Source organism: Streptomyces sp. MBT53, from assembly GCF_016654115.1.
Taxonomy (GTDB): domain Bacteria; phylum Actinomycetota; class Actinomycetes; order Streptomycetales; family Streptomycetaceae; genus Streptomyces.
On record NZ_JAEQAZ010000034.1, the window covers coordinates 61,844 to 81,074 of the forward strand.

18 protein-coding genes and 3 tRNA genes are annotated in these 19,231 nt (G+C 70.7%); 13 read left to right on the top strand and 8 right to left on the bottom strand.

The annotated features are described in order from the left end of the window. Positions 1–170: 170 nt before the first annotated feature. From JHN45_RS15235 to JHN45_RS15245, 3 genes are all read left to right on the top strand, one after another. On the top strand, positions 171–542 hold the full coding sequence (locus JHN45_RS15235) for a hypothetical protein (protein WP_200712489.1): 372 nt from the start codon (positions 171–173) through the stop codon (positions 540–542). Between the two features lie 124 nt (positions 543–666). Continuing rightward, positions 667–1,281, top strand: coding sequence for a bifunctional DNA primase/polymerase (locus JHN45_RS15240; protein WP_201049350.1), 615 nt, complete (start codon positions 667–669; stop codon positions 1,279–1,281). Further along, positions 1,272–1,345: transfer RNA gene (locus JHN45_RS15245), tRNA-Lys, on the top strand. Before JHN45_RS15240 ends, JHN45_RS15245 begins: the two co-directional genes overlap by 10 nt. 51 nt (positions 1,346–1,396) lie before the next feature. Here JHN45_RS15245 and JHN45_RS15250 read toward each other — a convergent pair. Then, positions 1,397–2,713, bottom strand: a complete 1,317-nt coding sequence (locus tag JHN45_RS15250) for a M6 family metalloprotease domain-containing protein (RefSeq protein WP_201049351.1) — start codon at positions 2,711–2,713, stop codon at positions 1,397–1,399. Between the two features lie 375 nt (positions 2,714–3,088). On the opposite strand from JHN45_RS15250, the gene JHN45_RS15255 reads away from it, so the two are divergent. Beyond that, positions 3,089–4,918, top strand: coding sequence for a bifunctional diguanylate cyclase/phosphodiesterase (locus JHN45_RS15255; RefSeq protein ID WP_201049352.1), 1,830 nt, complete (start codon positions 3,089–3,091; stop codon positions 4,916–4,918). Here JHN45_RS15255 and JHN45_RS15260 read toward each other — a convergent pair. Beyond that, a complete protein-coding gene (locus JHN45_RS15260) occupies positions 4,906–6,006 on the bottom strand; it encodes an LLM class flavin-dependent oxidoreductase (RefSeq protein WP_201049353.1) in 1,101 nt (366 codons plus the stop codon). The two genes, JHN45_RS15255 and JHN45_RS15260, sit on opposite strands and share 13 nt — an antisense overlap. 260 nt (positions 6,007–6,266) lie before the next feature. Here JHN45_RS15260 and JHN45_RS15265 point away from each other — a divergent pair, with 260 nt between their 5' ends. The 8 genes from JHN45_RS15265 to JHN45_RS15300 all read left to right on the top strand — a co-directional run bounded on the left by JHN45_RS15265 (position 6,267) and on the right by JHN45_RS15300 (position 12,882). Further along, positions 6,267–7,229: a D-2-hydroxyacid dehydrogenase gene (locus JHN45_RS15265; protein WP_201049354.1), complete on the top strand. Its 963-nt coding sequence runs from the start codon at positions 6,267–6,269 to the stop codon at positions 7,227–7,229. Positions 7,230–7,251: 22 nt separating this feature from the next. Beyond that, positions 7,252–8,634 (top strand): amidase, encoded by a 1,383-nt coding sequence (locus tag JHN45_RS15270; protein WP_201049355.1) that lies wholly within the window; start codon positions 7,252–7,254, stop codon positions 8,632–8,634. Between the two features lie 29 nt (positions 8,635–8,663). Beyond that, positions 8,664–9,581, top strand: a complete 918-nt coding sequence (ehuB, locus tag JHN45_RS15275) for an ectoine/hydroxyectoine ABC transporter substrate-binding protein EhuB (RefSeq protein ID WP_201049356.1) — start codon at positions 8,664–8,666, stop codon at positions 9,579–9,581. Then, positions 9,578–10,297 carry an ectoine/hydroxyectoine ABC transporter permease subunit EhuC gene (ehuC, locus tag JHN45_RS15280; protein ID WP_201049357.1) on the top strand — a complete coding sequence of 240 codons (720 nt, stop codon included), beginning with the start codon at positions 9,578–9,580 and terminating at the stop codon, positions 10,295–10,297. Before ehuB ends, ehuC begins: the two co-directional genes overlap by 4 nt. Then, positions 10,294–10,944 (top strand): ectoine/hydroxyectoine ABC transporter permease subunit EhuD, encoded by a 651-nt coding sequence (ehuD, locus tag JHN45_RS15285; RefSeq protein ID WP_200712496.1) that lies wholly within the window; start codon positions 10,294–10,296, stop codon positions 10,942–10,944. The genes ehuC and ehuD overlap by 4 nt, the downstream gene beginning before the upstream one ends. A 10-nt stretch (positions 10,945–10,954) precedes the next feature. Then, positions 10,955–11,731, top strand: coding sequence for an ectoine/hydroxyectoine ABC transporter ATP-binding protein EhuA (gene ehuA / locus JHN45_RS15290; RefSeq protein ID WP_201049358.1), 777 nt, complete (start codon positions 10,955–10,957; stop codon positions 11,729–11,731). A 220-nt stretch (positions 11,732–11,951) separates the two neighbouring features. Further along, positions 11,952–12,710 carry an IclR family transcriptional regulator gene (locus JHN45_RS15295; protein ID WP_200712498.1) on the top strand — a complete coding sequence of 253 codons (759 nt, stop codon included), beginning with the start codon at positions 11,952–11,954 and terminating at the stop codon, positions 12,708–12,710. A 98-nt stretch (positions 12,711–12,808) separates the two neighbouring features. Continuing rightward, a tRNA-Lys gene (locus tag JHN45_RS15300) sits at positions 12,809–12,882 on the top strand. A gap of 47 nt (positions 12,883–12,929) precedes the next feature. Here JHN45_RS15300 and JHN45_RS15305 read toward each other — a convergent pair. The 6 genes from JHN45_RS15305 to JHN45_RS15330 form a co-directional block, all read right to left on the bottom strand. Next, on the bottom strand, positions 12,930–13,373 hold the full coding sequence (locus JHN45_RS15305) for a DUF3592 domain-containing protein (RefSeq protein WP_201049359.1): 444 nt from the start codon (positions 13,371–13,373) through the stop codon (positions 12,930–12,932). Between the two features lie 87 nt (positions 13,374–13,460). Beyond that, positions 13,461–15,080 (bottom strand): long-chain-fatty-acid--CoA ligase, encoded by a 1,620-nt coding sequence (locus JHN45_RS15310; RefSeq protein WP_201049360.1) that lies wholly within the window; start codon positions 15,078–15,080, stop codon positions 13,461–13,463. Between the two features lie 39 nt (positions 15,081–15,119). Next, a complete protein-coding gene (locus JHN45_RS15315) occupies positions 15,120–15,587 on the bottom strand; it encodes a DUF3592 domain-containing protein (RefSeq protein ID WP_201049361.1) in 468 nt (155 codons plus the stop codon). A gap of 76 nt (positions 15,588–15,663) precedes the next feature. Then, positions 15,664–16,269 (bottom strand): lytic polysaccharide monooxygenase, encoded by a 606-nt coding sequence (locus JHN45_RS15320; protein WP_201049362.1) that lies wholly within the window; start codon positions 16,267–16,269, stop codon positions 15,664–15,666. A gap of 133 nt (positions 16,270–16,402) precedes the next feature. After that, positions 16,403–17,539, bottom strand: a complete 1,137-nt coding sequence (locus tag JHN45_RS15325; RefSeq protein ID WP_200712503.1) for an SPFH domain-containing protein — start codon at positions 17,537–17,539, stop codon at positions 16,403–16,405. 66 nt (positions 17,540–17,605) lie between these two features. Further along, entirely contained in the window at positions 17,606–18,973 is a 1,368-nt protein-coding gene (locus tag JHN45_RS15330; RefSeq protein WP_201049363.1) for a peptidoglycan-binding protein, read from the bottom strand. Between the two features lie 178 nt (positions 18,974–19,151). Here JHN45_RS15330 and JHN45_RS15335 point away from each other — a divergent pair. After that, positions 19,152–19,225: transfer RNA gene (locus tag JHN45_RS15335), tRNA-Lys, on the top strand. The last annotated feature ends 6 nt before the right edge of the window (positions 19,226–19,231 follow it).

Below are 19,231 nucleotides of genomic sequence, written 5' to 3' on the forward strand. Positions count from 1 at the left end.
ATCACGCGGTGCGGTCGCGCCTCGGGGAACATCTCGGGGTCCGGGAGGCTTGAGGGTTCCCGGGACCGTGCCTCGGTGGTATGCCCGGGGCCTCTTGCGCGGTCGGGAGACAATGGACGGTGGTCCGGCTCGTGAGGCGGGTCATCCGTGACGTACGAGGAGGAGAAGACATGGCGGAGCACACGCCGCGTCGCAACGAATCGCGGCTACGCCCCGCGCCCCTGCTCTTCGAGCCCGCGCAGGCGGCCGAGGATCCGGAGCACTTCTTCGACCTGGAGTCGATGGACGACCCCCGCGCGCTGCTGGCGCGGGCGACGGAGCTGACGCACGCGTTCCGCGCCGCGACGGACCGCGCGGTGGAGTTCCAGGCGATCGCGGCGGCCCAGCTCGCCGACCCTCGCCGCTTCGACCGGCTGACGCCTGCGGACATCGCCGAGCGGGCCGAGTGGACCGAGGACTACGCGAAGAAGATGGTCGAGTTCGGGCGGGATCTGCTGCGCGGCACCGAGGGGCGGGACAGCGGGGCCGGGGACCCGGTGTGACCTGAGGGGCAAGAGCGCTTCTGGCATATGCCCGGCGGGCAAGATACTCCCTCCCGCCCCCTCCTGTCCCGATTTCTGGCAACTCTCGGAGAGCACGCGCTCACGGCCGGTAGATCTGTTCGCCATGAGCCGCACACAGGACGACCCCTTCGCCGACCGCTTCGACATCTCGGGCGTGACCCCGGACGGTGCCGCGTGGCTCGCCTCGGCAGGAACGTATCCGCGGAGCACGCTCGCCCTGTGGCGGGAGCGGCCGGACGCCCCGGTCGTCCTGCCCTGCGGCTCCGCCTTCGACATCGTGAACGCTCCGGCGGTCTTCGGCCGCCGTATGGTCGACCGCTTATGGGAGGAGGGTCCCGGCTCCGGGCCGGTCGCGACGTACCGGGGCCGGATGCTCCTGTTCGCCACCGCCGGGACGGCTCAGCGGCTGCCCTCGCTGCTGGGCTGGGAGGAGTGGGGCACGACTGCCGCGGAGCGCGGCCGTGCGGAGTCCGTCCCGCCGCTGCTGTGTCACGGCAAGGGTGACGCGGTGACCGTCCCGGCGCTGGTCGGCGCGGCCGATCCGGCGCCGTTCGACTCGCGCTGGCTGGTCGCTCCCGACACGCGCCGCCCGTGGCTCCCCGGCGCGGAAATCCTGCTCTGGGCGGCCGTGCGCGCCGCCCGCGCGACCGTGCGCATATCGATTTTTCCTCCCCGGGATCAGGATGCTAAGGTCTACGACGTCAGCAGGCGCCGCTAGCTCAGTTGGTTAGAGCAGCTGACTCTTAATCAGCGGGTCCGGGGTTCGAGTCCCTGGCGGCGCACCTGTGAAGGGCCCTTCGCGAGAGCGAGGGGCCCTTTGACGTACCCGGTGTTCAGGGGCTGCCCCCCGGCGTGATGCTCACCGTCCATCCCCCCGAGTCCGTCCGCCCTTCCACCGCCACGCGTACGTCGTCGCCGGGCACGGTGAACGTCTCGCCGAGGGCGACCGGGGCGTCGGCGAGGGGTGGGTAGACCGAGGTCTCCCAGCAGGCCTCGGTGCGGGGGTGGGCGTCGACGACCTCGATCGGGCCGTTCCCGGAGGCCGCGCCGTCGCGTACCCGGTAGACGAGGATGCCCTGTTTGCAGGCCGTGCTGTCGTTGCCGACGGGACTGCGGGCCTCGAAGGCCAGAGCGCTGTCGGTGCCGGTGCGCACCACGGCCAGCTTGACGCCGAGGCCGAGGCCGAACGCGGGCGATCCGGCGTTGCCGGCCGTCGGCGGCTCGGCGGCCAGGGGTTCGAGGGTCAGCCGGGTCGGCCCGGCCCCCCGTACGCACACCACCTGGCGCGGGTCCAGCCAGCCCAGCTTCCACTTGTGCCAGGCGAACAGGTCGGGGGCCAGGCCGAATTGACTGCCCATCAGATCCCAGTCGCCGACGTACGTGTCCCAGTCGCCCTTGCCGTCCACCGGCCGGTGGTAGAGGTCGGGCAGGTCGAAGACATGGCCGGTCTCGTGGGCGAGGACGAGCCGGTCCGGCGGGTGCTTCTCGAACACCGTGACGACCCGGCGGATGTCCGTGCCGTCGGCCCGCAGCGGGGTGTCCAGGTTGACGACCTTCGTCGCGTCCGAGTCCACCCCGGGCGCGTCCGGATCGGCCACGAAGTAGACGACGTCGTAGCGGGAGAAGTCGACCTCGGGGTCGGCGGCGGCGAGCGCGTCGCGGAGGTACGCGGCGCGGTTCACCGGGTTCCAGTCGCGCTGTATGGCGTACGACGTGGACGGCTTCGGCATGCGGATCCAGGTCCGCAGCGGGTGCGGGCGGAGCGTGAACCTGCCGTAGGAGGCGCGTTCGTAGAAGCGGGTGGTGGCCGGGAAGTGGTCGGCGGCCAGTTCGGCGGGGGTGGTGCGCGGGGTCGCGTCGGGGAAGGAGAGGAAGATCATCACCGCGTCCAGCGGGCGGACCGGGCGCGGGTAGGCGGCGTTCCAGGTGTCCAGGCCCTCGGAGTGGTGGGCGTCGGTGCGCTTGAGGGCGCAGGGGGTGGACGAGAAGGGCTCGGCGACCGACTGGCTGGACATGATGGAGGTCGCGGCGAGCGCGGACATCGTGGTGAAGACAGCCGCGGTGCTGCGCAGCCGGGGGCGCGTCCGCCACTGGCCGAGCCCCTTGAGCGCCGTACGGGAGAGCCCCTTGAGGGGGAGCTGACACGGCACGTTGGACCTCCGGGAGCGGTTCGCGGGACACCGACACCCAGCCTGTGATGGTTTGTTGGGGTATGCCTCGTTTATCTGCACCAGATGAGTGAGGGGGACGCCTGGGACGGCTGAGACACGCCCGGGCCGACATCCGGAAACACTCACGGAACGTCACATGTGGTCGGCCATTTGGCGAACCCGTCCAGGTGCGGGCGGAATCGATCTGCCGGAACGGGCCGTTGTTCCGGGACACTGGAGAGTGGCTGGAAGGGCCGGGGGCCAACCTCTATGATCGGCACACTTTCCTGCACGGACACGGCACGGCGGCCTCCCACCCGGTCGGCCATCCCGACGAGACCCATCCGAAGATCGAGTGCACTGCGGGAGCGAGCGGTGAGCGGAACGTCCGAAGGGCCGGCGCCCGCGGCAGACCTCATCCGGCCGGCCGTAACAGAGAGTAAGGGCAAGGCGTCGCCCGGTGTCAGTCTTCCCGCGGACGGTCGGCTGGGGTCCGCCTTCTCCGCGTCCCCCCTCGCCATGGCCGTCGTGGACCGCGACGGGCTGGTGGTGAGCGCCAACGACACGTTCGGCGCGCTGCTCGGCAAGGGCGGTGCGGCCCTTGCGGGGCTGGTCGCGGCCGATCTGGTGGACCTGAGGTCGGACGCCCGCACCTGGCACGCCTATCGCGAGGTGCTGCGCGGCCGGCAGGCCAAGCTGAGCCGCACCCGCCGGGTCAAGCATCCCGACGGGCACTCCCTGTGGGTGCAGGTGACCGCGGCGCCGCTGCCGGCCGCCGAGCACGGGGTGCTGCTGTCACTCACCGACATCAGCGACCGCCGTGAACTCCAGGCGCGGCTACGGCACTTGGAGATGCACGACCCGGTGACCCGGCTGCCCAACCGCACCCTGTTCTTCGAACGGCTCTCGGCCGCGCTGGAGGCGGAGTCGTACGAGCAGGGCGGCACCGGGCGGATCGGCCTGTGCTATCTGGACCTGGACGGCTTCAAGGCGGTCAACGACACCCTCGGCCACCGGGTCGGCGACCGGCTGCTGGCCGCCGTCGCGGAGCGGCTGACGCGGTGCGCGGACGAGGCGGGCCTGGCCCGGGCCACCGCTCCGCTGGTGGCGCGGCTGGGCGGGGACGAGTTCGCGCTGCTCGTCGAGGACTCGACCGGCACCGACCAACTGGCCGATCTCGCCGAGTCGGTGCTCAAGGCGCTGCAGGCGCCCTTCGACCTGTCCGGGCAGCGGCTGTCGCTGTCGGCGTCGATCGGGGTGGTGGAGCGGCAGGCGGCCGGTACGACGGCCACCGGGCTGATGCAGGCCGCCGACACCACGCTGTACTGGGCGAAGGCCGACGGCAAGTCCCGCTGGACGCTGTTCGATCCGGAGCGCAACGCGCACCGCATGACCCGCCAGGCGCTGGCCTCCACGCTCCGCCCGGCCATCGAGCGGGGTGAATTCACCCTGGAGTACCAGCCGTTGGTGGGCATGGAGAACGGACGGCTGCGCGGGGTCGAGGCGTTGGTGCGCTGGAACCACCCGCAGTTCGGCATGCTGACGCCGAATCGGTTCATCGGACTGGCCGAGGAGGACGGCTCGATCGTGCAGCTCGGCCGCTGGGTGCTGGTCACCGCCTGCCGCCAGGCCCGCCGTTGGCAGCTCGACCACCCGGACGAGCCGCCGATCTTCGTGAGCGTCAACGTGGCCGTACGCCAGGTGTGGGACTCGGACCTGGTCGCGGACGTGGCGGAGGTCCTGGCCGAGACCGGACTCGCTCCGCGGCTGCTGCAGTTGGAGCTGACCGAGTCGGCGGTGATGGGGTCGGCGGGGCGGCCGTTGCAGGCGCTCCAGGCGCTGAGCGACATGGGTGTGCAGATCGCCATCGACGACTTCGGCACCGGCTACTCGAACCTGGCGTACCTGAGCCGACTGCCCGTCTCCGTCCTGAAGTTGGACGGTTCCTTCGTACGGGGCTTCCAGTACGAGGGCGAGGGCGTCGCGCCGAACCCGGCGGACGAGGTCATCGTCGAGGCGATGATCCAACTCGCCCACCGGCTGGGCCTGTCGGTGACCGCCGAGTGCGTGGAGACCTCGGCACAGGCGTCCCGGCTGCGCAGGATCGGCTGCGACACCGGGCAGGGGTGGCTCTACTCCCGCCCGGTGGCGCCGGATCGTATCTCCGAGTTGCTGGGCACGAAGGCCTGCAATCAGGCCTCCTGAGCGGCCGTCAACTCATAGGCGTCGGCGATCAGTTCGTACGAGCGCAGGCGCAGGTCGGCGTTGTGGGCGTGGGACGTGAGCATCAACTCGTCGGCGCCCGTGCGCTTCTGCAGATCGTCGAGGCCGGTGCGGACCTCGTCGACCGTGCCGTGGATGACGTTGGCGTTCCAGGAGGTGATGAACTCCCGCTCCATGGGGCTGAATTCGTACGCCTCGGCCTCTTCCGGGGTGGGCACGAGCCCCGGGCGGCCGGTGCGCAGCCGGACCATGTTGAGGGCGGCGGCCAGCACCTGGCGGCGGGCTTCCTTCTCGTCGTCGGTCGCGAGCGCGGAGACACCGATCAGGGCGTACGGCGCGTCGAGCACCGCGCTCGGCCGGAACGACTCGCGGTAGAGGTCGAGGGCCGGGACGGTGTTCTGCGCGGAGAAGTGGTGGGCGAACGCGAACGGCAGACCGAGCATGCCGGCCAGCCGGGCGCTGAAGCCGGAGGAGCCGAGGAGCCAGATCGGGGGGCGGTGCGGAGACTGGACGCCGCCGGGCGAGGTCGACTGGATCGGGCCGGGGACCGCGTGGATACGGGCGTAGGGGTGACCGCTCGGGAAGTCGTCGTCCAGGAAGCGGGTCAGCTCGGCGAGTTGCTCGGGGAAGTCGTCGGCGCCTTCGTTGAGGCTCTCGGTGCGGCGCAGGGCCGCGGCGGTGGCGCCGTCGGTGCCGGGGGCACGGCCGAGGCCGAGGTCGACGCGGTTCGGGGCGAGCGCCTCCAGGGTGCCGAACTGTTCCGCGATGACGAGCGGCGCGTGGTTCGGGAGCATGACGCCGCCGGAGCCGAGGCGGATGCGGTCCGTGTGGGCGGCGAGGTGGGCCAGGATCACGGCGGGCGAGGAGGAGGCGACGCCCGGCATCGAGTGGTGCTCGGCGACCCAGTAGCGGTGGAAGCCGCGGGCCTCGGCGAGCTTCGCGATGCGCACGCTGGTACGGAGCGCGTCGGTGGCGGTGCGGCCGGCGCCCACGGTCACCAGGTCCAGTACGGAGAGGGGGACGGGGGCGGTGCCCTGCGCCGTACCCCGGATCTCGTCGTCTGTCGCCACGGTGGGTGCCTCCTGTTGTGAGCTGTGCGGTGTCTTCACGGGCTAACAGGAGGGTGTCTCCGCTTTATTCCCGGGAGGTTCGGGTGGGTGGGGCGCTGGGTGCGGTGTGCGGTGTGCGGGACGCTGGGTACGGGGCGCCGGGTACGGGGTACTCTCCGAAAAAGTGTGACACTTCCGGTCAGAAGTGACACACTTTTTTGGAGGGGTACCCCCGCCGGGGCCATCGACCCCGCCCGGCGGCGAAGGTAGGTTCGAGTGCGATGACCGCGACTCCCGCTGCTCTGCCCACCCTTCTCGTCCTGGACGCCGACCCGCTCCCCCGCCTCGGAAAGCTCACCGGCCGTGTGCGGGTGAAGCACGCCGACGCGTCGACGCTCGCGGAGCAACTGCCTTCCGCCGACGTCCTGTTGGTGTGGGACTTCGCCTCGCGCGCGGTGCGCTCCGCGTGGCCGGGTGAGGGTCCGCGACCGCGCTGGGTGCACACCGCGAGCGCGGGCGTGGACCATCTGCTGTGCCCTGAACTCGCCGACTCCGACACGGTGGTGACGAACGCGCGCGGGATCTTCGACGATCCGGTCGCCGAGTACGTCGCCGCCCTCGTCCTCGCGATGGCGAAGGATCTGCCGAGGACACTGGACCTCCAGCGCGAGCGGACCTGGCGGCACCGCGAGGCGCAGCGGGTGGCCGGGACCCGGGCCTGTGTGGTCGGCTCCGGGCCGATCGGGCGGGCGATCGTCCGCGTTCTCAAGGCACTTGGCGTGACGACGGCGCTGGTCGGCCGTACCCCGCGCACCGGGATCCACGGCCCCGGCGAACTCGACCGGCTGATGGCCCGCGCCGACTGGGTGGTCTCGGCGGCCCCGCTCACCGACGAGACACGGGGCATGTTCGACGCCCGCCGGTTCGGCTGTATGCAGCCCTCGGCCCGTTTCATCAACGTGGGCCGGGGACAGCTCGTCGTGGAGGGCGCGCTCGCGGAGGCGCTCACCAAGCACTGGATCGCGGGCGCCGCACTGGACGTCTTCGAGACCGAACCCCTCACCCCGGACAGCCCGTTGTGGCAGGTCCCGGGGCTGATCGTCTCCCCGCACATGAGCGGCGACACGGTCGGCTGGCGGGACGAACTCGGCGCGCAGTTCGTGGAGTTGTACGAGCGCTGGGCGGCCGGCAAGCCGCTGCGGAACGTGGTCGACAAGAAGCGTGGGTACGTACCGGGTCACTGAACTCCCAAGCCTGGAGGGCCGGATGACGACCGAACTCACCGAGCTGACCGCCGTGGAACTCCTGGACGGCTACCGCAGAGGGGAGTTCAGCCCCGTGGAGGCGACCCGCGCGACCCTGGAGCGGGCCGAGGAGATCCAGCCCGTCGTGAACGCGTTCGTACGGCTCGACGCGGAGGGCGCGCTCGCGCGGGCGGCCGAGTCGGCGGAGCGCTGGCGGCGCGGCGAGCCGGCCGGGCTGGTCGACGGGGTGCCGGTCACCGTGAAGGACATCCTGCTCCAGCGCGGCGCCCCGACCCTGCGCGGCTCCAAGACCGTTGCGGAACAGGGCAGTTGGGACGAGGACGCGCCCTCGGTGGCCCGACTCCGCGAACACGGCGCGGTGTTCGTCGGGAAGACGACGACCCCGGAGTTCGGCTGGAAGGGCGTCACGGACTCCCCGCTGTCCGGCATCACCCGCAACCCGCACGACCCCTCCCGCACGTCCGGCGGTTCAAGTGGCGGGAGTGCGGCGGCCGTTGCCCTCGGCGCGGGCCCGCTGTCGCTGGGCACGGACGGCGGCGGCAGCGTCCGTATCCCCGCGGCCTTCTGCGGGGTCTTCGGGCTGAAGCCGACGTACGGCAGGGTGCCGCTGTACCCGGCGAGCGCGTTCGGCACGCTGTCGCACGTCGGCCCGATGACCAGGGACGCGGCGGACGCGGCGCTGCTGCTGGACGTGATCGGTGTCCCGGACGCCCGCGACTGGTCGGGCCTGGACCGGCCGTCGGGATCCTTCACGGAGGCCCTCGCACACGGCATAAAGGGCCTGCGGATCGCGTACTCCCCGTCCCTCGGCGGCCAGGTCGCGGTCCGTCCGGCGGTCGCGGCGGCCGTACGGCGGGGCGTGGAACGGCTGGCCGCGCTCGGCGCGTACGTCGAGGAGACCGACCCCGACTTCACGGACCCGGTGGACGCCTTCCACACCCTGTGGTTCAGCGGCGCGGCCCGCGCGACCCAGAAACTCGCCCCGCCGCAAAGGGAGTTGCTCGACCCGGGGCTGCGGGAGATCCGCGCCGCCGGGGCCCGCCTCTCCGCGCTGGACTATCTGGCGGCGGTGGACGTCCGCGCGGAACTCGGCCGCCGCATGGGCCTGTTCCACGAGCGCTACGACCTTCTCGTCACGCCGACCCTCCCCATCACCGCGTTCGAGGCGGGAGTGGAGGTCCCGAAGGGTTCCGGGCACCGCCGCTGGACCGGCTGGACCCCGTTCACGTACCCCTTCAACCTGACCCAGCAGCCCGCCGCCACCGTCCCCGTGGGGAGCGACGGGGACGGGCTGCCGATCGGGATGCAGATCGTTGCGGCCCGGCACCGGGACGACCTGGTGCTGCGGGCGGCGCACGCGCTGTTCGGAATCCGGGGCGCATAACCCGTTTGCGATCGGGTAGCCGCGCGCCCATGGCTCCACCACATGGGAACGACAGACACACACCCGGTCGCGCGCCGGGTCACACCCGTCGGGCACTGCTCGCCGGGGTGGCGGCGGCCGGTGCGCTGGGCGCGGCCGGCTGCAGCCGCGTGGCCACCGCGTCGGCCGCGGGCGGCGGCGATCTGCTCGACCGGCTGAAGGCGCAGGGCGTCGTACGGCTGGGGATAGCGGGTGAGATCCCGTTCGGCTACATCGACAGGGACGGTCAACTGACCGGTGAGGCACCGCAGTTGGCGAAAGCAATCTTCAAGCGGCTCGGCGTCGACAGGGTGCAGCCCGTGCCCACCGAGTTCGGCTCGCTCATCCCGGGGCTGAACTCGCAGCAGTTCGACGTCGTGGCCGCCGGGATGTATGTGACCCCGGAACGCTGTGAGCAGGTCGTCTTCGCCGACCCGGACTACCAGGTGCTCGACTCCTTCGTCGTCCGCAAGGGCAATCCGAAGGGGCTGCACGACTACAAGGACGTCGTCGCGAAGAAGGCGAGGTTCGCCACCGGCACCGGGTACGCGCAGATCCAGCACGCGGTCGACGCCGGGTACGAGCAGGGCGACATCCTGATCGTCCCGGACCAGGTCGCCGGGCTGAACGCCGTAGAGGCAGGGCGAGTCGACGTCTTCGCCGGCACGGCGCTCACCACCCGCGCGGTCGTACGGAAGTCGGCGAAGGCCGAGTCGACCCGGCCCTTCGCACCGCTCGTCGACGGGAAACCGCGGATCGACGGGGGCGCGTTCGCGTTCCGGCCGACCGAGACGAAGCTGCGCGACGCCTTCAACGCAGAGCTGCACCAGCTCAAGAAGAGCGGGGAGTTGTTCCGCATCCTGCGGCCCTTCGGGTTCACGAAGGCCGAGATGACGGACCTCACCGCGAAGGAGCTCTGCGGCGCATGACCTCAGGCCTCTGGGAACTCGTCCTCAAGGGGATCTGGACCACCGTCCAACTCCTCGTCCTCAGCGCGCTGTTGGCGACCGCCGTGTCGTTCGTCGTCGGCGTCGCCCGGACCCACCGGCTGTGGGTCGTCCGCTTCCTCGCCGGTTTCTACACCGAGGTGTTCCGCGGCACCTCCGCCCTCGTCATGATCTTCTGGGTGTTCTTCGTGCTGCCGGTCGCCTTCGGCTGGCAGCTCGTCCCGCTGTGGGCGGGCACCCTCGCACTCGGGCTGACCTATGGGGCGTACGGCTCGGAGATCGTGCGCGGGGCGCTCAAAGCGGTCGACCCGGCGCAGCAGGAGGGCGGGGTCGCGCTGAGCTTCACGCCCTGGCAGCGGATGCGGCTGATCCTGCTGCCGCAGGCGGTGCCGGAGATGGTCCCGCCCTTCTGCAACCTGCTGATCGAACTGCTCAAGGGCACCGCCCTGGTGTCGGTCATGGGCATGGGTGATCTCACCTTCAGCGCCAACCTGGTGCGGCTCGCGCTGCAGCAGAGCGCGGAGATCTACACGTACATCCTGCTGATCTACTTCGTGATCGCCTTCACCCTCACCCGGCTGATGCGCGGGCTGGAGAAGCGGCTGAGGGCCGGGATCGGCAAGGCACCCGGAGACGAGCGGACCGCGCGGCAGCTGAAGCGCGCGCAGACCACCGGTGTCGGAGGTGGGCTCGCGTGAACTGGGACTGGAACGCCGTACGCGACTTCATGCCGTACTTCTGGGACGGACTGGCCGTCAGTCTGCAGGCGCTGCTGCTCGGGTCGTTGATCTCGTTCGGGCTGGGGCTGGTGTGGGCGCTGCTGATGCGGGCCCCGACTCGCTGGGTGCGCTGGCCGGTCGGGGCCGTCACCGAGTTCGTGCGGGACACCCCGCTCCTGGTGCAGCTGTTCTTCCTCTTCTACGTGCTGCCGGAGTGGGGGCTGACCTTCTCCGCGCTGACCACCGGCGTCCTCGCGATCGGGCTGCACTACTCGACGTACACGATGCAGGTCTACCGCGCCGGTATCGAGGCCGTGCCCGTCGGCCAGTGGGAGGCGGCGACCGCGCTGAACCTGCCGGTGCGCCGGACCTGGACGGCCGTGATCCTGCCGCAGGCGATCCGCCGGGTGGTCCCGGCACTGGGCAACTACGTGATCGCGATGCTCAAGGACACCCCGATCCTGATGGCGATCACCGTGCTGGAACTGCTGGGCCAGGCCCGGCTCTTCTCCCAGGAGCACTTCCAGTTCACCGAGCCCATCACCGTGATCGGGGTCGCCTTCGTCCTCGTCTCCTACCCCGCCTCTCTGCTGATCCGAGCCCTGGAGCGACGCCTTGTCCACTGACACTCCCCTGATGAACGATCCCGACGCGGGCGCCAACCCCCCGGTGGACGGCAGCGAGTTGATCCGCCTGGACCACGTCACGAAGCGCTTCGGGTCCAACACCGTGCTCGACGACCTCGACTTCTCCGTCGAGTCCGGCAGGCACGTCACCCTGATCGGCCCCTCCGGGTCGGGCAAGACCACGATCCTGCGGCTGCTGATGACCCTGACGAAGCCGGACGAGGGGACGATCACCGTCGACGGGGAGCAGCTCTTCCCCGCGCCCGAGAAGCGGGTCCGCGAGATCCGCAAGAAGATCGGTATGGTCTTCCAGCAGTTCAACCTCTTCCCGAACATGACCGTGCTGCGCAACATCACCGAGGCGCCGGTGACCGTCCTGGGCCTGCCCAAGGACGAAGCGGAGGCGCGCGCCCTGGAGCTGCTGGACCTGGTCGGCCTCGCCGACAAGGCCGGCGTCCGCCCGACCCAGCTGTCCGGCGGCCAGCAGCAGCGGGTCGCGATCGCGCGGGCGTTGGCGATGCGCCCGCAGGTGCTGCTCCTGGACGAGGTGACCTCCGCACTGGACCCGGAGCTGGTCGCGGGCGTGCTCGACGTGCTCAGGGACATCGCCCGCACCACCGACATCACCATGCTCTGTGTGACCCACGAGATGAATTTCGCCCGGGACATCTCGGACCAGGTCCTGATGTTCGACGCGGGCAAGGTCATCGAATCCGGCCCGCCGGAGCGGATCTTCGGCGATCCGGAACACCGGCGGACCCGGGAATTTCTCGGCGCGATTCTTTGACGTTTGTTCAACTACGCCGAGTGAACAACCGAACACCCAAGGTCTACGCCACGTGGCATGCCGATGGCATATGCCAAAGGTCCCGCGTCCCAGTTGGGAGGGCATGAGCAGGAACACAATCTCGCCAACAGCCGCTCCACATCGGCCGTTTGACAGCTATCGTGGAAGGGATTCGCTGTCCGGTATCACGGCCCAAAAAGCGAGCGCAGGGAGAAACACCGTGGCGCTGATGCACGAGCCGACCGCTCCCTACCACTCGGTACAGGACGCACTGCGCATCCTGGAGACCGTCGCGGGACACACCACCGGTGTCACCGACACCGAACTGGCCCGCCGCACCGGCCTCGGCGTCGAGCGCCTGACCATACTGCTGCGGACCCTGCGCCGCGAGGGCTACGTCGAGCAGCTCACCGACGGCGCCTACGTCACCGGCGAGGCCCTGGGCCGGCTCGGCTCCGCGGCCGGCCGCGACCAGGCGGTGCGCGCACAGATCCAGCGGACCCTGGACCGGCTGCGCGACTCCCTGGGCGCGGCGGTCTACGTCAGCCGGTACGTCGACGGCGAGGTCACGATCACCCAGTACGCGGCCGGGCCCACCACCCCGGCGGTCAACGAGTGGGTCGACTTCCGCTTCTCCGCGCACGCCACCGCGCTCGGCAAGAGCCTGCTGGGCCAGCTCGACCACAACGGCCGCCGCGACCATCTCTCCCGCCACAAGATGGCCCGCCTCACCTCGCGCACCATCACCAGCGACAAGCTGCTGCTCTCCCGCCTGGAGACCCAGCCGCCGACCGTCCCCCACCTCGACCTCCAGGAGTACGCGCTGGGCACGGTCTGCGCCGCCGTCCCCATCACGGCCGGCTCCTCGGTGGGCTGCCTGGCCCTCTCCCTCCCGGTCGAACACGCCCACCGCCTCCGCCAGGCGGCGGACACCCTGAACCGCGAAGCGGGCCCTGTACTGCTGTCTCTCGCGATCTAGCCGCCGACACGGACCTGGTCCGGAGCACCCCTCCGGACCAGGTAGTATTTTCTCGTCGCCCTCCGCGAGACTCAGATCCAGCGGAAGGCGTGAGTCATGCGCCGCTAGCTCAGTTGGTTAGAGCAGCTGACTCTTAATCAGCGGGTCCGGGGTTCGAGTCCCTGGCGGCGCACTGTGTGTGATCAAGGGCATCCTTCTTCGGGAGGGTGCCCTTTGTCGTCAGATGACGGTCATCGTGATCGCCAGCAGCGCGCCCAGCGCTACAAGCGTCAGCCCCGGCACCCAGAACAGCTTCACGAAGCGCCAGTCATCGGACAGATCGATGTCGGCGATGTCCGCGAGCGTTCCCGTTCTGGCCCGGTCCGGGTTCCTCCGGTCGTACACCACCGGTACGACAGTGCCCACCGGCCCGCGAGGTTCCACCCCGACCTCGATGAAGTGGGGCTGCCGGCTCCCGGACGGGGCCCCGTGCAGGAGGACGAGGTAGTAGACGCGATGCCCGCCGCTGATCCACTCCTGCAGTGTGGAGACGGCCTCGCCCTGGACTCCGTGCCGTTTCAGATTCCGCAGCTTCAGAACCTTGACGAGACCGCCGGAGTTCGCGAAGCACATCAGCGCACCGATGCCCATGACGATGATTCCCACGGCCGCGAAGTTGCTCATCGAGTCCCCCTCCTCGAAGCACCGGACCACGGTGCTTCGAGGATTCAACCGGCAAGGAACTCGTAGATCAACCAAGGGCCGCCATCCTCAGCCGGTCCGACCGGTCCCCGCTGCCACGGCGGCGTCCTGCGGAGTGAGCCGTCGATAGGCCGCCTCCCCCGGTGGCCGCCACCACACCGGATCCGCGCACCGGATCCCCTCCCGCCGCAGTCCCGCCCGGTGGATCTTGTTGGTCGCCGTGACCGGCATCCGCCGTACCACCCGTACGAAGCGGGGTGCCATCTTCGTCCCCAAGTCCGGCTGGGCGAGCAGGAATTCGGCGAAGGAGAGCGGGTCGAAGTGCCCGGCGACGGTGGCCATGACCTGGTCGCCGGTGACCGGGTCCGGTACCGCGTAGACGGCCACGGCGTCGGCGCCCTCGTAGCGGGCGAGGATGTTCTCGATCATCGCGGCGGCCAGGTTCTCGCTGTCGACGCGGAGGCGGTCGTCGGTGCGGCCGGCGAAGTAGAGGTAGCCGTCGGTGTCCCGGTAGAAGAGGTCCCCCGTCCAGTACCAGCCCGCCCGGCGCCGCTCCGCGTCCGCCTCCGGGTTGCGCCAGTAGCCCTCGAAGGGGTTGGCGGCCCGATTCACCAACTCCCCTATCGCCTCCTCCCCGTTGAGCAGCCGCCCGGCCGAGTCGAAGACCGCGGGCGGGCACTCCGCCCGCGTCTGCGGATCGAGTACGGCGAGCCCGGGCGCCGCCCGTCCGACCGCCCCGGACGGTGTCCCCGGCGACCACTGCACCGCCGCCCCGCCCTCCGAGGACCCGTACCCCTCCACCAGCCGCACCCCGAACCGCCGCTCGAACGCCGCCGCGTCCACCGCCCCGGCCTCCGTGCCGAAGCCCATCCGCAGCGGGTTGTCCCGGTCGTCGGGGCGTTCCTCGGTGGCCAGGATGTACTGCACCGCACGGCCGACGTAGGTGAAGTACGTGGCCCCGTACGCCCGTACGTCGTCCAGGAACCGGGAGGCCGAGAAGCGGCGGCGCAGTGCCACGCCCGCCCCGGCCGCCAGCGCCGGTGCCCAGTCGGCGATCACCGCGTTGCCGTGGAACATCGGCATGCAGATGTAGTGCACGTCCTCCGCCAGCACCCCGAAGCTGTCGACCAGGGAGCTTCCGGCGGCGGCCAGGCGGCCCTGGGTGCAGATCGCGGCCTTGGGGGCGCCGGTGGAACCGGAGGTGAAGTAGAGCAGGATGCGGTCGTCGGGGGTGGCCCGGGAGAAGGCGTCCGGTTTCGCGTCCGCGTAGGGCGCGAGGAGGTCGTCGTAGGCCTGAGTGTCCGTCACCAGCAGGCGAACGCCGGGGAGTTCGAGGCCGTCGAGGAGTGGCAGGTGTCCGCGCTCGGTGACCAGGACCCGGCATTCGGTGTGCAGGATGTCGCGGGCCAGTTCGGGGCCGCGGCGGGTGGGGTTGATGCCGGCGACGGCCGCTCCCGCGAGGGCCGCGGCGCTCAACCACAGGGGATATTCGGGGGTGTTGTCGAGCAGCACGCCCACATGGGGTGCGGTGCCGGCCGGCAGGAGGTCGGTGAGGAGCGCCGCCCTGGCCGCGGCACCGGCGGCCATCTCGTGGTGGGTGAGCACCCGCTCCTCGCACCACAGTCCCGGGCGGTGGTCGTCCCACCGTGCCTGTACGAGTTCCGCGACGGTACGCCTCCTGGACTCCATGGAGGCGCACGGTAGTTGACGTACCGTCAGATGTGGAGCCTATGAACCCGTGAAGTAGTCCGCCGCTCGGGCCATCTCGTGGGTCACCACGATGAATCCGACGCAGAAGGCGATGAACACACCGAGGAACACCAGCACGCAGCCCGTCTCCGCCGCGAGCTTCCCGCGGGCCGGAGCGTGGGCCGTGGCGTGCTCCGGGTGGTCGGCCGTGTAGTGGACGGTGACGATGTCGCCCTCCAGGACGGTCCCCGGTCCGTTCGTCTCCTCGAAGCGGACGGTCCGGCCCTCGCGGGTCGTGAACTCGTAGACGTGGTGCAGCGAGGTCGACACCATGGTGTCCCCGGCGCCGCCGCTGGTCGTCGTGTACGTCCGCAGACAGCGGCCCTCGGCCGTGAGCCCGCCGTTCCAGGCGCTGCTGACCCGCCGCGAACGGCGGACCACGCCGACCATGCCGGCCACCGCGAAGGCGATCATGAGCAGAGGCACTACGTAGAACAGCGCTTCCATGGTGTCCCCCGAGGTCAGATACCGCTTGATGGAGGGAACCTACCCCCGGGGAACACCGGACTCTCTCAAGCAATGCTCAGAAAGTGACGTCCGAGCAGGCGTAGAACGCGTTGGCGGTGTCCGCGATCGTCCACACCGCCACGATCACGTGGTGGCCGGTCAGGCCGGACGGGAGGGTGCCGCTGTGCGAGAGGGTGGCCGGCGGGCGCTGGCCGTTGTAGGGGACGGTGAGGAACGGCGTGGTGTTGAGGTCCGAGCGGGCCAGGTTGTGATTCTGGTTCCAACCCGCCTTGGTGACGTAGTACTTGAAGTCCGTGGTGGCGTGCATGGCCGTGAACTGCCAGCGGAAGGTGTACGACTGACCACCCGTCACCTTCGTCGTCGGCCAGGCGGCGCCGGACGGGGCCTTCGGTGCGCTGAGTTGGGCGAAGCGGCTGATGCCGCCGTTGCAGATCTGGCCGTCGGCGGGACCGGCGGCCGGGAAGCCCTTGGGGCCCTCGACACTCTGCGGCTCGTACTGGATGTCACCGCAGTTCGTCACCGTGCCGTTGGCACAGAGCTTCTGCCTGCTGATGGGGAGGTCGGTGTAGCCGTGGCTGCTCGCGGCCCCGGACGAGAGCACGATGGCCCCGGCCGTGGTGAGCCCGAGCACGCCCGCATACCATTTGGTCTTTTTGCGCATGCTGCCGCTCCTGGAGAACGTGTGGGGAGTTCCGTGAGCCGTGCAGGTCTAGACCAAGTCCCAGATTATTGCCCCTACTTGACTGTGTCCATACCAAAAGCGGCGCCCGTCTTCAGGGACGCCTCCGGGTCCGTCACGGCGCCGCCTCCCCCCGTCCCGAACAGAACGCGACCGTCAAGTCCTTGACCAGCGCCTTGCGTTCGTAGTCGTCCAGTTCCACCAGGCCGCGCATGGTCAGCCGGGTGACGGTGTCCTCCACCGAGTCGACCACCGACGTGAGCATCGTCGCCCGCTGCTGCGCGTCCAGCGTGGCGATACGGCGCCGGGTCATCGCCGCGGCCACCTCCGGGGCGTACTCGACACGCAGCGGCTGCACCGAGAACACCTCGATGCCGACCGGCGCCGCGTCCGCCGCGACCAGCCGGGTCAGCGCGTCGACGGCCAGTTCGGCCGCGCCCTTCGCGCCACCGCCCGGCGGCTCCACCGGCACCCGGGTCAGCGCCGCCTCCACGCACTCCCGCAGATACGTCTCGTGGTCCTCGACGCCGAGCGTGGCCCGCGCGGTGTCCCGCACCCGCCACACCACGAGCACGGCGACCCGCAGCGCGACCCCGTTCGCGTCGGCGGCCGGCATCGGCTCACTGCGCCAGTGCCGCAGCCGTACGTCGACCCGGCGGCGCAGCAGCAGCGGGTTGACCCACATCAGCCCGGTGCGCCGGACGGTCCCCCGGTACCGCCCGAACAGGCCGAGCACCCAGGCCCCTCCGGTACGACCCCGGGCCAGACCGCCGAAGCCGAAAAGACCGAGCGCGCCGGCCCCCGCGTACGCGGCCCACTGCGCGGGACCGAGCCCGGCACCGCCGTAGACCGGCAGCCGTAGCGCGTCGGCCGCGAGCGGGGGCAGGACGCCCGCCCACCACGAGGCGGCGAGACAGCCGGCGAGTCCGCAGGAACCGGCGAGCACGCCCGCCGTGCCGGGCAGCACCCGGGCGGGCCGCTCCACCAGCTCGGGGTCGACCTCCGGTGCCGGGCGCGGCTTGGCCGGGAGGGGGCGACGGAAGCGCGGCTGTTCACCGGTGCCCTGCCTGCGTCCTACGACGGCGGGTCTGAGCGGCAGCGACACCGGGTCGGGGTCGTCGCGGAACAGCAGGTGGACGGGGATCTCGGTGGTCGCCTCGTTCTGGATGAGCCGCGCGGGTCGGGTCTGCCCCTCGGGCGGTCCCGCGGGTTCCTCGTTCTCGGGCGTCTGTGAAGTGGTCGTCGTACTCATGGTTGCCTCCAGCCTCCGCGCCAGATGCGTCACAACGGGTGGGGACGAGCGGGGTGATGAGCGTGCTTACGAGAAGAGGCGGCGCCAGGTCTCCGGCCCCGGGTAGCCGTCCGCCGCGCCGCCGCGCCAGCCCTGGGCGCGCTGGAACGCCTCGACGTTGCGCCGGTCCGGCTCGCCCCAGCGCGGTCCCGGGCCGGTCGTGTAGTACCGGCCGAAGCCCTTCTTGAGCAGCTGCTTTCCGAGCTCGGTGACGTACTTGTTGGTCGCGCCCGGGCGGAACATGGCCCGGCCGGGGTAGCCGGGGGCCGCGTGCGAGGCGGGCGGGCCCGCCGCCCCCACCACCGCGCCGCCGCCGATGTTCCGGCCCTTGCCGGTGACCAGCAGTTCCCAGGTCAGCGGTCCCGGCAGACCGTCCGCGTCCGCGCCGGTCCAGCCCTGGGCCTGCTGGAAGGCCTGGGTGGCCAGCAGGTCCGCGTCCGACCAGACCGGGCCGGGGCCCGCCGCGTAGTAGGCGCCGGCACCCCGGGCGACGAGCATCGTGCCGAGCTGGGTGACGTACTTGTTGTTGGCGCCGGGGCCGAAATACGCCGCTCCCGGGTACGCCGTCTTCGGTGTGACCGCCCCGGCCGGGGTCACCGGGGGCACCACGGGCTTCGAAGGCGCCGCGGGCTTCGGGTTGACCTCCGCCGCGCTCATCGTCAGGCCCTTGTAGCTGTAGGGGACGTAGTTGGCGGAGTGGCTCCAGTACGCGTACGGCGTGGACTGGCGCCGGGCGTGCGAGGGCGTCTCCTCCAGGGCGATGTAGTAGGTGTGCGTGTAGTCGGTCCAGCCGCCGAAGATGACGACGTGGGAGCCCTTCTCGGGATTCTCCGGATTGTGGAACAGCAGAATGTCGCCGGGCTGCAGTTCCTCCTTGGAAATGCGCGTCCCGTACTGGTCGAGGCTGCCGGTCCATTCGTTCCCCGGCAGCCCCCAGGCCATCGAGACGAACCCCGAGCAGTCCTGCCGGTAACCGTCGGACCAGTATTCGTTCATGCTGTACGGCACCTCGGCCGTGATCCAGGTCTTGGCCCGGTTGATGATCTCCGCCCGGGTGGTCGCGGGCGCCTTGAGGACACCGGCCGGCTTCGCCGGTTTCCCGCTCGGGCCGTGCAGCGGGGCCTTGGTGCCCTGCGGGGTGGCGGGCTCGTCGCCCGTGTCACCTGCGGGGACGCCGGGTCGGGGTGAGGTGTGGGGGGCGGCGAGGGCCGGTACGGCGTGCCCGGCGGCGAGAGTCGCGGACGCGGCGGCGGCCACCACCAGGACTCGTTGGGCGGTGGGGTGACCGCCGGTTCGGACGGTCGGGGAATGCGGCAGGGTCCGCCGCCGGTGAACGCATTCCGGGCAATCACAATCGCTCGCGGGATCGAATTCCTCGAATACCGGAGTCTCCATGCGATGCCCCTCACACTCCAGATGGATATTTCCGCGCTCGTGCACGTGCGCCAGTTTCTCAACTGTCTTCCGGACTCGCATGTTGACGGTCCGAATGATGTACAAGGGCCCGCCGAGGGGCCGAGGGGGGTGGTCGGGAGCACCCCCGGGCGTCCGGTAGAGTTGTGCAGGTCAGCAGGCGCCGCTAGCTCAGTTGGTTAGAGCAGCTGACTCTTAATCAGCGGGTCCGGGGTTCGAGTCCCTGGCGGCGCACGCTAG

Bases quoted from the DNA above. Each gene is read 5' to 3' on its own strand.
- JHN45_RS15235 (WP_200712489.1), top strand. From the start codon at position 171: ATGGCGGAGCACACGCCGCGTCGCAACGAATCGCGGCTACGCCCCGCG.
- JHN45_RS15240 (WP_201049350.1), top strand. From the start codon at position 667: ATGAGCCGCACACAGGACGACCCCTTCGCCGACCGCTTCGACATCTCG.
- JHN45_RS15265 (WP_201049354.1), top strand. From the start codon at position 6,267: ATGACCGCGACTCCCGCTGCTCTGCCCACCCTTCTCGTCCTGGACGCC.
- JHN45_RS15270 (WP_201049355.1), top strand. From the start codon at position 7,252: ATGACGACCGAACTCACCGAGCTGACCGCCGTGGAACTCCTGGACGGC.
- ehuB (WP_201049356.1), top strand. From the start codon at position 8,664: ATGGCTCCACCACATGGGAACGACAGACACACACCCGGTCGCGCGCCG.
- ehuC (WP_201049357.1), top strand. From the start codon at position 9,578: ATGACCTCAGGCCTCTGGGAACTCGTCCTCAAGGGGATCTGGACCACC.
- ehuA (WP_201049358.1), top strand. From the start codon at position 10,955: ATGAACGATCCCGACGCGGGCGCCAACCCCCCGGTGGACGGCAGCGAG.
- JHN45_RS15305 (WP_201049359.1), bottom strand. From the start codon at position 13,373: ATGAGCAACTTCGCGGCCGTGGGAATCATCGTCATGGGCATCGGTGCG.
- JHN45_RS15310 (WP_201049360.1), bottom strand. From the start codon at position 15,080: ATGGAGTCCAGGAGGCGTACCGTCGCGGAACTCGTACAGGCACGGTGG.
- JHN45_RS15315 (WP_201049361.1), bottom strand. From the start codon at position 15,587: ATGGAAGCGCTGTTCTACGTAGTGCCTCTGCTCATGATCGCCTTCGCG.
- JHN45_RS15320 (WP_201049362.1), bottom strand. From the start codon at position 16,269: ATGCGCAAAAAGACCAAATGGTATGCGGGCGTGCTCGGGCTCACCACG.
- JHN45_RS15325 (WP_200712503.1), bottom strand. From the start codon at position 17,539: ATGAGTACGACGACCACTTCACAGACGCCCGAGAACGAGGAACCCGCG.
- JHN45_RS15330 (WP_201049363.1), bottom strand. From the start codon at position 18,973: ATGGAGACTCCGGTATTCGAGGAATTCGATCCCGCGAGCGATTGTGAT.